Below are 12,907 nucleotides of genomic sequence, written 5' to 3'. Positions count from 1 at the left end.
ACAAATTTTTATAAGACAATGGGTTAGACACCAAAGATCGCCATAAATGTACCGGCAGCAACCGCTGTACCGATAACACCAGCAACGTTCGGTCCCATCGCATGCATCAGCAGGAAGTTTGTAGGATCTGCCTCAGCACCAACCTTCTGGGATACACGGGCTGCCATAGGAACGGCAGAAACACCGGCTGATCCGATCAGAGGATTGATCTTTCCGTGAGTAACCTTGCAGAGAAGCTTACCAAGCATAACACCACCAAAAGTACCGCAGGCAAAGGCAACAAGACCAAGAACTACGATCTTCAGTGTATCTACGTTCAGGAACGCCTCAGCACTTGTGGAAGCGCCTACAGATGTTCCAAGAAGGATTACTACGATGTACATAAGAGCGTTGGAAGCTGTTTCAGAAAGCTGTTTAACAACTCCGGACTCACGGAACAGGTTTCCGAGCATCAGCATACCAACAAGAGGAGCTGTTGTCGGAAGGATCAGGCAAACAACGATTGTGATAACGATCGGGAAAAGGATCTTCTCAAGTTTTGTAACAGGACGGAGCTGCGCCATTTTGATCTTACGCTCTTCCTCTGTTGTGAACGCCTTCATGATCGGAGGCTGGATGATCGGTACCAGGGACATATAGGAATATGCTGCCACTGCGATCGGTCCCATAAGAGAAGACTGTCCAAGCTTACCTGCAAGGAAAATGGAAGTCGGGCCGTCAGCACCACCAATGATAGAGATCGCTGCTGCTGCTTTACCATTAAATCCAAGGAAAATTGCAAGGAAGTATGCAAGGTAAATACCAAGCTGTGCAGCTGCTCCCATCAGGAAGCTGATCGGGTTTGCGATCAGCGGACCGAAGTCTGTCATCGCACCGACACCCAGGAAGATCAGTGAAGGAAGAATACTCCACTCATCCATTAAGTAAAAATAATGAAGAAGTCCGCCAACGCCATTGGATGAATCCTCAATGCTCAGCATAATGTCCGGATAAATATTTACCAGAAGCATACCAAAAGCGATTGGAACCAACAGCAGCGGCTCAAAACCATGTTTAATGGCAAGATATAAGAACACACATGCCACTGCGATCATCAGGTAGTTTCCCCAGGTAAGGTTGAAAAATGCTGTCTGATGGATCAGGTTTGACAGGGTATTTGTTACATAAGACATTTGTCTACCTCCTGTTTAGTTCATTGTTGCAAGAGTATCTCCATTTTCAACGGCAGCACCCTCTGCAACATCGATGCTGGCGATCGTTCCGTCCTGAGGAGCAACAACCGGGATCTCCATCTTCATGGACTCAACGATCACTACGCTGTCACCAGCTTTTACGCTCTGTCCAACAGATGCAACGATTTTTACAACTTTTCCAGGAACCGCTGCGGAAACCTTAACAGAACCTGCGCCTGCTGCCGGAGCTGCTGCCTTTGGTGCTGCTGCAGGAGCTGCCTTAGGAGCCGGAGCTGCTGCTTTTGGTGCTGCTGCAACTGGAGCTGCTGCGTTTCCGTTCTCTTCTACAGTAACTTCATATGCTGTTCCGTTAACAGTAATTGTATAACTCTTCATTTTAAAATCCTCCTAAATAATGATTATCTTTTTCTGCGGTTGACTTTGCGGATGGAACGTACCACAAATCCGTCTGTGCTTGTCTTGCCTTCAGAAGCAGCGATTGCTGCAGCGATCACGGCAATAAGCTCACCATCATCTGTTACATCCTCAACAGCAGGCTCAGCAACTGGTGCTGCAACAACTGGCGCCGGAGCTGCGGCTGCCGGAGCCGGTGCGCTCTCTTTTTTCTTTCCTTCCACAAGTCCGGGAATATATTTGAAAAGAGAGATCACGAAGATCAGGAATACCAGGATCACAAATACGGTTCCAAGCCCCATCACTGTGTTCATGGCTGCCTTCTCCATGTTCTGTGCCAGTGTATAATTCACATCAACTGTAAGAGAAGTCGGGGTTCCTGATTTATCAAATACATAAGTGAAATTCGCTTTGTTTTTCTCGAAGGATACCGGAACAACAACAGTATACTGATCATCGGAATACTCCACTGTGATATCTTTCTCATTGATATCACCTTTTTTCTCACCAAGCTCTTCTCTGGAGCCGTCCCATGCACTTGCAGCACTCTGTGTGAAAGCATCCTCTGATTCCAGATATCCCTGGATATCATCCTCAGACATTGCGATGATCGCATCCGTCAGGCCCTTGGTTGTTGTGACAAGCTGACTCTTTACAGAATCATCAATCTCATCAGCAGCCCATGCAGTAGCTGTGCATCCGATCAGAAGTGCTGCCACGCAAAGAAGTGCCATGCAGACAGAAGAGATCTTTTTATAAAACTGTCTCATACGCTCACCTCACTTAGACTGTTCCATGCTTTTTGGATGGACGGTCTTCCCTTTTTGTGAACAGCATCTCAAAAGCACCGATTACATATTTTCTTGTATCTTCTGCTTTGATCACAGTATCCACATATCCTCTTGCTGCTGCAGATGCGATACCGTTCTGGAGTTCTTTGTACTCAGCTGCCTTCTCATTCAGTGTAGAAGCGTCAGCTCCCTCATACATGATCTTTGCTGCAAGGGAAGCATCCATCATACCGATCTCAGCTGTATCCCATGCATAAACCATATCTGCTCCGACAGATTTGCTGTTCATGGCAACGTATGCAGTTCCGTATGCTTTACCAATTACAATATTTACCTTCGGTACAGTTGCAGATGCAAAAGCATGTACCATCTCACCTACAGATTTAGCCATCATCTTCTCATTGCAGAGTGTAGCTTTAAATCCTGTTACATTAGTAAGAGTAAGTACCGGAATCTCAAAAGCATCACAGAATTTTACGAAGTCTGCTGCTTTTCTTGCACCTCTTGCAGAAAGAGTTCCGTCGGAAATCTCTGTCTTATTGCCATCAGCATCGTAAGATTCACTTCTGTTTGCAACAGCGCCAACAGTAGCACCGTTCAGACGAAGGAAGCCTGTTACGACATCCTGGCCGTAAGCTGCCTTTGTTTCAAAAAACTCACCATTATCAGCGATTCTTGACAGCGCAATAGCTGTGTCGCCTGTGCAGCCTGCGATATCATCACATACTCTGTTCAGGTCATCTGTGCATTCCTTGAAGCTGTCATTGTCTTCATTATTTTCCGGAAGCATGCTGATCAGTGTGCGGATCTGTCCGAGGATCTCCTCTTCTGTTCCGATGCCGTCAACAAGTCCTGTCTCCTCACTCTGGAACTGTGCGGAAGCTGAATCGCATTTTTCCACTCTGTTTCCTTCCAGTGCATTAGGAGTGTTTACAAACAGTCTGCCCTTCTTCTCCTCTACAAATGTAAAGTCTGTAAGAGCCGGTACAACTGCCATTCCACCGCCGCATGTTCCGAAAACAGCAGTGATCTGTGGAATAACACCGGATGCCAGTGTCTGTTTCAGATAGATCTCACCAAATGCCTCAAGTGCATCGGTAGCCTCCTGAAGACGAAGTCCCGCACAGTCTACAAGACCGATAACAGGTGCTCCAACTTTCAGAGCGAGATCATAAATTTTGGCGATCTTTTTGGCATGCATCTCACCAACTGTTCCGTTCAGTACAGATGCATCCTGGCTGTATACATACACCAGACTGCCGTCAATCACACCATATCCGGTGATCACACCGTCTGAAGGTGCTTTTTTTTCAGTCATGTTGAAATCCGTAGCTCTGGCTGTGACAGCCTGTCCGATCTCAACAAAACTGTTGGCGTCAAGCAGGGAATCAATCCTTGCGGCCGCTACGCTTTGTGTCGCATTACTCATTATACTATGCCCTCCATTTTTTTATTAATATAACCAAAAATTCAGCCGAGTATAATTGTACCTTTTTTTTGCAGAAAATTCAATACTTTTCGTCACGAACGTTAAAAAATTAACCCCTGACATATGCCAGGGGTCGCTAAATTAATGGAAATAATCCTCAAATACTTTATCCACATACCATTTATAGGTAATTCTGTCGATTTTGTCATCGGCGGTTACAAGGCAGGAAAGGAGTTCTTTTCCGTTGAGCTTTGCATGGAGTGTACCGATCTTCTGGTTTTTCTGTATTGGTGCCGGGAGCTTATCCGGAAGCTCCGTTTCCCATGTGATCGTTTCTGTTTTTTTCAGAAGATATCTTTTCTCACGATCTTTTTCAGAAAGTACTGCGTGTATTTTCAGCATGACCTGTTTTGGAGGATATCCTGAACGATCGGACTTTTGCGGATATGGATCTTCTTTTCCCGGTGCTGCTTCTGTTACCGGGATCTCCGGCAGCTGCGGAAGCTCCGGCAGCATTGAATAATGATAGTTTTCCCTGCCATAAGACAGAAGCTTCCTGGTATCGATCCATTTGTAATTTTTATTTCCAGGCCATCCGCATCCCAGAAGAGCCACGATAAATAATCGCTCGTCCTGTCGGACTGCGCAGACATAACAATATCCGGCATTTCCTGTAAATCCTGTTTTTCCGGAGATCACTCCTGTTTCCATATCCAGGAAAGCATTGGTATTATGTACCGAATAATGCTTTTTTCCTGAGATATCCGTGAAAGTATAATCTCTTGTCTGGGTGATATGGACAAATGTTGCATTTTTTATTGCATACGCCATGATCAGGGCAAGATCCCGGGCTGTTGTATGATGGATACCGCCTTCATCTTCTCCATCCAGACCATTAGGTGTAACAAAATGTGTGTCTTTACATCCCAGCTCTTTTGCTTTTTCATTCATCTTCTCTGCAAAAGCTTCAACGGAGCCGCTGATATGTTCCGCGATCGCCACAGCGGAATCATTATGACTTTTCAGCATCAGTGAATAGAGAAGATCCTCCAGATAAAACTGCTGTCCTTCCCGCATGCCAAGACGTGTCTGTGGCTGAGATGCCGCATTCCCGGAAACCTGCACGTAATCATCTCCCTTTGCCAGCTCCAAAGCAAGAATACAGGTCATTACCTTTGTTGTACTGGCATTTGGCCGTCCTTTGTAGGCTTCTTTTCCGTACAGCACGCGGCCGGTCTCCCCATCCATGAGAACTGCAGAAAGTGCATATAGATTTTCGTCATCTGCCGCCTTTATCGGAAAGATCTGACAAATAATAAGGACCGCTGTCATCAGCACGACAGCGGCCATACGCCGTTTGCTCATAATGCATCACCCCGTACACCATTCATATAACTGTTTACAGTAACCGTTATATTTAATTTTATGCGGAGATAGCATTCGGATATCACTTGTATCTATTGTCTGCCGGGATCGATCATCCGTTAAAAGTCAGATCCCATCTGTCAGAAAGATGTCCTGGCCTGACTGCAAGTAAAGCAAGCTCTTCCAACATATCCGGTGCCTTGGCAAGTGCCTCTTCCATCAGACTGTCCAGCTTAAGAAGCTCATCTTTGCAGTCGATCTCCGGCTCCGGGCTCATAAAAAAATCGGTAATAAACGCAGATCTCTTTTTTCCTGCGGGGGAAAGGGCATGTTCCGAAAGGCGTCTCTTCCTTCCTCCATCGTCACATACCAAAATACAGGTGAATATCTTCATCATTTTCAATGACAGATAAATGTTCCAGGTACGGATTGCCGGCAATACCTGGTGGATCGTCCATGCACTGAGAAAACTGGCACGGATCCCATGAGACGGATAAAAACGCAATGGATCTTTGCCGGTTTCATACATCAGCATACGATCAAATTCCTTCTCAAAGAGCGTATGTGAGACTTTCCCTTCGGCAGCTACCTGATTGACGTAAGGATGACAAGTAGAATCCAGGATATAATGACATCCGAACCCCAGCAGGTAGGCCATCAGTGCAGGATTTTTTTCCTCCCGGACCTTCGCCATTCCCTTTTCAAAGAATTCTCTTGCTTTCCGTCCGTGCATCTGCACTCCGTACTGTGTCACCGGATTTTTGGATATAAAATAATAAAACAGGATATCCGGACCATGCTGTCCGATCCGGTACAGATTTCCGTTGCTTCGAATCAGATGCTGTAATTTTGCGGAAAGTTTCCGGTAAACCCTTTTTCCAAAAAGATCATGTGCGTATGTTGTGGGCATTTTTGTCACTCCTCTTCTGTTTCCTGATCTGTCCGGCAGGTCCCGGCAAACCGACATCTGTCCGTGTTATTTGTTATACGTCCAGCTTCAGCTGGATCTCTTCCTCTGCTTCCGCCTTGAAATCCTCCAGCTGGACCGGATCCATTTCCGGAAGATCTTCCAGCCCCTGGACACCAAAGCAACGCAGAAATTCTTCGGTGGTTCCCAGGAGGATCGGGCGACCCGGAGCATCCAGACGTCCAAGTTCTCTCACCAGATCATAATCCATCAGCTTATTGATGGCATGATCACATTTTACCCCTCGGATCTTTTCGATTTCTGCTTTTGTAACGGGCTGTTTGTAGGCAATGATCGAAAGGGTCTCAAGCATAACATCTGTCAGCGTGGGTTTCTTTGGCTGCGCTGCGATCCGGATAAGAGAATCATAGTATTCTTTTTTTGTACAAAGCTGAAAGGAGTTTTCGAGCTCTATGATCTGGATCCCCCGCTCTTCTTCCTGATAACGGATCATCATATTTCGAATGATATTTTCCGTTGTTGTCGGATCCTGGCGGATCGCTCTGGCAATACGGGGTAATTCCACAGCTTCTCCCATTGCAAACAGGATGGCTTCGATTTCTCCTTCAATTCGTTTGATTTCCACTTATTGTCCTCATTCCTACTATATTATTCATCTGCAAACTCTGTCAGATTCTTCCATGTGTCCGGATCCGTGATAACTTCCACATGAATATCATCAAAAAGATCTTCCTGTTCTGCATGAACATGTCCCATTTTCATCAGTTCCAGAATTGCCAGAAATGTCACGATCAGCTGTATTTTGGAATGCTGATTTTCCATCAGCCTGCGAAAGCTGAATTTCCGGTGAGCTTTTGCATATTCCTTCATTTCCAGCAATTTATCAGAAAGTGATATTTCCTCTTTTTCAATCCTTCCGAATTTACTTCGGATCGGATCGATCTTATCTTCCTGTCTGCGGATCAATGCCTGATAGATCGCACTCATCCGCTCCAGTGTCAGACCCCGGAGAAGTTCCTGGGGATCAGACGGCGGAGTATACTGCAGCACTTCTTCCGGAAGATCCTGTTTTCGGTAATAAACCCCTGCCGCATCTCCAAGCCTGTCCCGTAATTCATAGGACATATATTTGTACATCTTATATTCCAGCAGCTTCTGCACAAGCTCTGCTCTGGGGTCCTCCTCTTCTCCTTCCTCATTCACTTCTTTCGGAAGAAGCATTTTGCATTTGATATCCAGAAGAGTAGCTGCCATGACAAGAAATTCGCTCATGATTCCCAGATCTTCTTTTTCCATGGAATGCAGATATTCCATATACTGATCTGTGATCTCCACAATAGGAATATCATAGATATCGATCTTGTTTTTGTCGATCAGGTGAAGCAGAAGATCCAGAGGGCCTTCAAATACATTCAGCTTAACAGATAATGCCATAGGGTTTCCTCATTTCGTTTTTTCGGAAGGTTTTATATCGATTACCAGCAGTTCCCTTGGATTATGGATCCGAAGGGGGATGGTATGTTCTCCAAGTCCGGCACTTACGATCATATGCTGATCACCTTTGTGAAAGTCTCCGCAGCAAAACGGCGGAAGAAGCAGATATTGAGGAGATGAAAGACCGTAATGTTCACTGAGGCGGACAACGCCTCCGTGATAATGTCCGGACAGGATCAGATCAGCACCCCATTCAAAATAGGTTTTTCCGTATTTCGGATTATGTGCCAGCAGGATCTGCATCCCTTTATCTTCAGGTTTTCCGATCATTTCTTCCATCACTTCTTTTTTCAGCTTCGGTGATCTTGGTTTGTGATAATATTCGATGGGAAGCTCCAATCCCCAGAAACAGAAGTGTTCTCCCTGCAGGACCATATCTTCACGTCCGTTCCTTAAAATATGCACACCGGCTTTTTTCAGTGCTCTTTCGTATTTTGCATAATATGGCCGGTATTCTTCGGAAAGGAACATTTTATATTCATGATTGCCAAGTGCATAATACACGGGAAAATCTCCGGCAAGCTCTGTCAGCAGCTTACATGCAGTTACCAGAGTATTCGTTTCTGTGCGTACAGCCATGTCGCCGGCAGAAAGGATCACGTCCGGGGCAAGCTTTCGGATCGTCTCTGTCAGCCGGATATTGTCTTTTCCGTAGGATATCCCGTGAAGATCTGCAAGAAGGATCATCCTCACGCCCTGTGGAGCATGGATCTTGTCCGTATGGATCTCATATTGTTTGATTCTGAATTTTTTCATATTATTTTCCAAATCCACAGTTTGGGAAAGTACAAACCGGACAGTTCAGACAAAGTCCGCCTTCTCCCAGCCTGGCTATCTCCTCTGCCTTGATCTCATCATCCGCCATTACTCTGGGCAGGATCAGATCAAATACCGTTCTTTTTGCGTACATGACGCAGCCCGGAAGTCCAAGTACCGGTATGGATCTTCCGTTCCGCTCAAGATATGCCACAAGCAGCATAGCTCCTGGAAGTACAGGTGCTCCATAGGTTACGATCTTTGCTCCGGTGTCATGGATCCCGCCCGGAGTACGATCATCGGGATCCACACTCATTCCGCCGGTACAGATGATCAGATCGGCTCCTGCATCTGCGAAAGAAAGAATTGCCTTTGTGATCTCTTCCTTATCATCTCCCGGCATCACCTGGCCTGTCACTTCTGTCGGAAACTCAGAAAGCTTTTCCCGGAGTACCGGTGTGAAGGTATCCCGGATCAGTCCTTTTTTGATCTCACTTCCGGTTGTGACGATTCCTACTTTTTTCTGCTGGTAAGGGAGAATGTCAAAGATCGGAAGACTTCCTGCTGCCTTCTCTGCTGCATCCATTTTCTCTTTCTCGATCACAAGCGGAATGATCCTGGTTCCTGCAACCTTATCACCTTTCTTTATCGGAAAATCTCCATGTCTGGAAGCGATCATCATTTCTCCCAGAGAATTCACAGCCACAAGTGCATCACGACGTATTTTCAGAATACCATCGATTTTTGATACCACCTCGATCTTACCTTCTTTGATCTCAGTTCCATGTACTTTGGAAGAATTTCCGGCACAGATTTTGTAAAGGATCTCTGCAGCTTCATTTTCGTGAAGGATCCCCGGTTTTTTCTCCCACACAAAAAGGTGTTCTTTTCCTACAGAGAGCAGCAGTGGTATATCCTCTTCTTTCACTACATGCCCTTTTTTGAAAAGAACGCCTTTTTTCTCATCTTTTATGATCTGCGTGATATCATGGCACAGAATGTGGCCCACTGCATCTTCTGTTCTGATCTCTTTCATCCAAAATCCCTTCCCTGTTCTGTTATTTCTTCAATCCGTTGTATTATACATCCAGTCTGCCCTTTTTGTCAAAATATGTTGCAGGCATCACAAAAGAAATGCCTGACAGGTTCTTTCCAGCCAGTCATGGTATCCGGCCTTTTTTATTGTTTCCCCGTACAGGATATCCAGACTGCCGATCTTTTTCCCATCCTGATAGTATTCCTGTGCCCCTGCTTTCTGTCCTTTTTTCACCGGCGCACTTTGTTCTTTGGGAAGGATCAATTTTTTCTTAACATTGTCAGGTTTCGTGCCATCTGTGCTGATATATCGGAATTTCCCTCTATATACAAGCGGAACCTGCGCTTTGACTCCTTTGCGGAGCTTCATAGGTTTCAGTGGCTCCAGAGCATCATCCAGATACAATGTGCACTTAGAAAAGCCGTAATTTAAAAGAGCTGCTGCATCCCGGAATCTTGTTTTCGGGTCCGGTGCGGCCATCACGGAGGCGATCAATGTGATCCCGTTTCGTTCTGCCACAGCACTGAGACAGTATTTTGCAATACTGGTGCTGCCTGTTTTAAGTCCCATACACCCCTCATAGCTGCGCAGCAGTTTATTGGTGTTGGTCAGTGTGAATTTTGAGGAACCTTTTCTGGTAACGTGTGTGATATCCTCCATCCAGACAGATGAATATGTAAGAACTTCCGGATATCTGCTTATGAGCTCCCTGCTCATAAGTGCTATGTCATAGGGCGTTGTATAATGCTCCTGTGATTCCGTCAGCCCACAGCAATCCACAAAATGAGTATTTTTCATTCCAAGATCATTCGCCCGCTCGTTCATCCTCTCCACAAAGGCCTGTTCTGTTCCCGCAACATGCTCTGCCATGGCTACACTGGCGTCATTTCCGGAAGCGATCACAATACATTTGATCATGGTTTCCGCATTCTGTGTCTCTCCCTCTTCCAGAAATACCTGCGACCCTCCCATGGATCTGGCATAGGCACTGGTGGTAATGGTATCCTCCAAATGCAGTGTTCCCTCACGGATAGCATCAAAGATCAGGATCAGCGTCATGATCTTTGTAATACTGGCCGGGCTTCTTCGGGTGTCAGGATCCCTGGAATAGATCACTGTACCGGTTTCTTTTTCCATAAGGACTGCACCCGGCGCTTCGATCAGCTGCTGTGCTTTTCTGCTATCCTCAGTTTCTCCCCTGACACCAACAGGTGTCAGAGCCAGGCATAAGACTAAGATACCGATTAAAAGGCTTTCCGGAACACTTCTGTTCATAAGCTCACTCCTGCCGCAAACATCTCTGTTCTATTGTAAAAGCTTTCCTGAAAGATTATTCCTGAAATTCTGAAAAATCATGGATTCCGGTCCGTATTCCTGTATCTTTCACTCTGCATCGCTTTGCTTTTTCAGTTCTTCGTCATACAGCTTAACACCTGTTTCGCAGTTTTCAGCAGCATATTTTCTTGCATAATTCGCTGCATCGATTGCCTCAGATGCATTGGCACATTCTTTGGTGATCAGATAGATCCCCGTGCGGACACAGAGCTTCATATCCGGGTATTTCTCTTTCATCTGCCGTAAGAATTCCTGATTAATCTTTAAAGCAAATGTTTCCGGATCACCATCCATATCATAGGGAGTGAAGAGGATAAAATGATCAGAGATCGCCCTGGTAAAATATGTATCCATATCTGTTTTTAGAACGCTTATCACATACTCGGAAAACTGCCGCAGGATCTGATCTCCCACACGGTATCCGTATTTTGCATTGATACGTTTAAATTTTTCAAAATCGGTATATATCACTGCATGTCCCGGACCGTAACCTCCGATCAGCATTTTCTCCACATCTTCTCGAAATCTTGAAAAAGAAGACAATCCGGTAAGCTGATCCCATCCGGATTCTGCAGCAATGCCACGATAAACACTGTTAAATGCCTGGTTCTTGGCATAATGCGCGGAAATGATCTTGGTAACTTCTCCCAGCAGTTTACGGTCTTCTCTGGACCAGAGTCTTTTTTCCCGGCAGGTCACATATACAATAGTTCCTGTATAGCTTCCTTCACAGTACATGGCAGCACAGACTACGGTTTTTGCTCCACCTTGTAACACATTCTTTCTTCCCTGTTCCGAATAATCAGCCAGATCGCTCTCCTGAAGGACCACAGTACCATATTCATCGTTATGGCGAAATAATGTGATAAAATCACTTTTTAAAAAATGGATCTCATCTATCAAAAGTCTGTAGTCCTCTTCCGAAACCCATTGAAAAATCCGGTCTGTTTTCTGCTCTGCCACTTCAGTACGCAGGATTGTGATCCGGTTAAGTCGGAATTTCAGACCGATCACTTTCATCAGAAGTTCAATAGCAGTCTGAAAGCTGCTCATTTTTTCAAATATTTCAAATGCAGTAGAAACAATATCATTATGAAGATATCTGGCATCTATCTCAACACCCTCATATAATTCCTGCTTTTTCTCTGTCTTATCCTCAAAATGTCTCAGATTATCACAGAAAGCATAGCGGTTTTTTCCATTTTTCTTTGCCTGGTAAAGTGCCCAGTCTGCATTTTCAAAGAGCTGCTGATATGTATATCCGGAAACATTTTCCGGAAGAAAGCAGATCCCTACACTGCAAGTTGCCAGATATGTGGTTCCGGGAAATTTGAGTTTCTGCACTTCCCGGATCAGCTTTCCTGCCTTTTTCATGATAGTGGCATGTCCGATGTCCTTCAAAAAGATCACAAATTCATCGCCACCCAGACGCATGATCACATCATTGATGTCGAACAAAGCCACAAACAGCTCTGCAAAACGTTTCAGGACTTCATCACCGAACATATGTCCGTAAGTATCATTTACATTTTTAAAATAATCCACATCAAGCACCATCATCCCGCATCCTGCATAGGGATTTCTGGATGCAAGGTATTCATCGATCAGTTCTTTTCCGAAAAAGCGGTTATACAGTCCGGTCAGAGGATCTTTTTGGGCACGTTCCTCAAGAAATTCTTCCTGTAGCTTCTCCCTGGTGATATCTCTGGAGCTTCCTATAAAATAATGATATCCAGTATTTTTGTCCTGTGCTATAAATCCCCGTACTGTCATAAGACCCGCATTACCGTCTTTATTGATACACCGAACTTCTATCGTCCCGCCTTCCCGGGATGTCAGAAAATCCGTCAGAAACTTCCAGTCGTCTTTATAAACATTGCTGTATTTCTGTCCACTGTTCTTAAAATCCGTAATATTTTTTACAGGTCTCAGGTATTCATCCAGACGTTCATATGTGTCCGTCTCCTGACAGTACTGAAAAATCTTCAGTGTAGTATTTCGATAAATGCAAGCGTATTTTTCCAATGTATCCCGAATATCAAAAACGGGATTTTTTTCGTCTGTTTTCATCATCGACCTCCCAGAGAGTTCTTGAGTTCACAGTATTTGTAAAAAAGTATACCATATCTTTGGGTATATATGTAGTTTTTTTATTTCTTTTTACAGTTTGTTTTTTACTATATAAAA

The 12,907-nt window shown here is 44.9% G+C and carries 12 protein-coding genes; all 12 read right to left on the bottom strand.

The window, feature by feature from the left end; genetic code table 11:
- Positions 1–23 precede the first annotated feature (23 nt).
- On the bottom strand, positions 24–1,172 hold the full coding sequence (locus EYS05_RS15035) for a sodium ion-translocating decarboxylase subunit beta (protein ID WP_118168967.1): 1,149 nt from the start codon (positions 1,170–1,172) through the stop codon (positions 24–26).
- Positions 1,173–1,187: 15 nt separating this feature from the next.
- Positions 1,188–1,568 (bottom strand): biotin/lipoyl-containing protein, encoded by a 381-nt coding sequence (locus EYS05_RS15030; protein WP_015524870.1) that lies wholly within the window; start codon positions 1,566–1,568, stop codon positions 1,188–1,190.
- A gap of 23 nt (positions 1,569–1,591) precedes the next feature.
- Positions 1,592–2,356: an OadG family transporter subunit gene (locus EYS05_RS15025; protein WP_118368834.1), complete on the bottom strand. Its 765-nt coding sequence runs from the start codon at positions 2,354–2,356 to the stop codon at positions 1,592–1,594.
- A 13-nt stretch (positions 2,357–2,369) separates the two neighbouring features.
- Complete coding sequence (locus tag EYS05_RS15020; RefSeq protein WP_118513484.1) at positions 2,370–3,806, bottom strand: acyl-CoA carboxylase subunit beta; 1,437 nt, start codon at positions 3,804–3,806, stop codon at positions 2,370–2,372.
- 141 nt (positions 3,807–3,947) lie between these two features.
- Complete coding sequence (locus tag EYS05_RS15015) at positions 3,948–5,171, bottom strand: D-alanyl-D-alanine carboxypeptidase family protein (protein WP_243101094.1); 1,224 nt, start codon at positions 5,169–5,171, stop codon at positions 3,948–3,950.
- A gap of 112 nt (positions 5,172–5,283) precedes the next feature.
- A complete protein-coding gene (locus tag EYS05_RS15010; RefSeq protein ID WP_118513482.1) occupies positions 5,284–6,081 on the bottom strand; it encodes a zinc dependent phospholipase C family protein in 798 nt (265 codons plus the stop codon).
- A 73-nt stretch (positions 6,082–6,154) separates the two neighbouring features.
- Positions 6,155–6,724 carry an SMC-Scp complex subunit ScpB gene (gene scpB / locus EYS05_RS15005; protein WP_022426764.1) on the bottom strand — a complete coding sequence of 190 codons (570 nt, stop codon included), beginning with the start codon at positions 6,722–6,724 and terminating at the stop codon, positions 6,155–6,157.
- A gap of 23 nt (positions 6,725–6,747) precedes the next feature.
- On the bottom strand, positions 6,748–7,533 hold the full coding sequence (locus EYS05_RS15000; protein ID WP_118368837.1) for a segregation and condensation protein A: 786 nt from the start codon (positions 7,531–7,533) through the stop codon (positions 6,748–6,750).
- Between the two features lie 9 nt (positions 7,534–7,542).
- The gene (locus EYS05_RS14995) at positions 7,543–8,349 is read right to left on the bottom strand and encodes a metallophosphoesterase (RefSeq protein WP_118513480.1); all 807 of its coding nucleotides are present in this window, start codon (positions 8,347–8,349) and stop codon (positions 7,543–7,545) included.
- Position 8,350: 1 nt separating this feature from the next.
- Positions 8,351–9,385, bottom strand: a complete 1,035-nt coding sequence (locus tag EYS05_RS14990; RefSeq protein WP_138277485.1) for a molybdopterin-binding protein — start codon at positions 9,383–9,385, stop codon at positions 8,351–8,353.
- An 87-nt stretch (positions 9,386–9,472) separates the two neighbouring features.
- Positions 9,473–10,660: a D-alanyl-D-alanine carboxypeptidase family protein gene (locus EYS05_RS14985; RefSeq protein WP_138277484.1), complete on the bottom strand. Its 1,188-nt coding sequence runs from the start codon at positions 10,658–10,660 to the stop codon at positions 9,473–9,475.
- Positions 10,661–10,768: 108 nt separating this feature from the next.
- Complete coding sequence (locus tag EYS05_RS14980; protein ID WP_138277483.1) at positions 10,769–12,793, bottom strand: diguanylate cyclase domain-containing protein; 2,025 nt, start codon at positions 12,791–12,793, stop codon at positions 10,769–10,771.
- Between the last annotated feature and the right edge of the window lie 114 nt (positions 12,794–12,907).

It is taken from the genome of Blautia sp. SC05B48, from assembly GCF_005848555.1.
Lineage (GTDB): Bacteria > Bacillota > Clostridia > Lachnospirales > Lachnospiraceae > Blautia_A.
This window is presented reverse-complemented; position numbering and strand designations above follow the sequence as displayed.

Excerpts from the sequence above, each read along its gene's own strand:
- EYS05_RS15035 (WP_118168967.1), bottom strand. The coding sequence starts at position 1,172 with ATGTCTTATGTAACAAATACCCTGTCAAACCTGATCCATCAGACAGCA.
- EYS05_RS14980 (WP_138277483.1), bottom strand. The coding sequence starts at position 12,793 with ATGATGAAAACAGACGAAAAAAATCCCGTTTTTGATATTCGGGATACA.
- EYS05_RS14995 (WP_118513480.1), bottom strand. The coding sequence starts at position 8,349 with ATGAAAAAATTCAGAATCAAACAATATGAGATCCATACGGACAAGATC.
- EYS05_RS14990 (WP_138277485.1), bottom strand. The coding sequence starts at position 9,385 with ATGAAAGAGATCAGAACAGAAGATGCAGTGGGCCACATTCTGTGCCAT.
- EYS05_RS15000 (WP_118368837.1), bottom strand. The coding sequence starts at position 7,533 with ATGGCATTATCTGTTAAGCTGAATGTATTTGAAGGCCCTCTGGATCTT.
- EYS05_RS15010 (WP_118513482.1), bottom strand. The coding sequence starts at position 6,081 with ATGCCCACAACATACGCACATGATCTTTTTGGAAAAAGGGTTTACCGG.
- EYS05_RS15015 (WP_243101094.1), bottom strand. The coding sequence starts at position 5,171 with ATGAGCAAACGGCGTATGGCCGCTGTCGTGCTGATGACAGCGGTCCTT.
- EYS05_RS14985 (WP_138277484.1), bottom strand. The coding sequence starts at position 10,660 with ATGAACAGAAGTGTTCCGGAAAGCCTTTTAATCGGTATCTTAGTCTTA.
- EYS05_RS15025 (WP_118368834.1), bottom strand. The coding sequence starts at position 2,356 with ATGAGACAGTTTTATAAAAAGATCTCTTCTGTCTGCATGGCACTTCTT.
- EYS05_RS15020 (WP_118513484.1), bottom strand. The coding sequence starts at position 3,806 with ATGAGTAATGCGACACAAAGCGTAGCGGCCGCAAGGATTGATTCCCTG.
- EYS05_RS15030 (WP_015524870.1), bottom strand. The coding sequence starts at position 1,568 with ATGAAGAGTTATACAATTACTGTTAACGGAACAGCATATGAAGTTACT.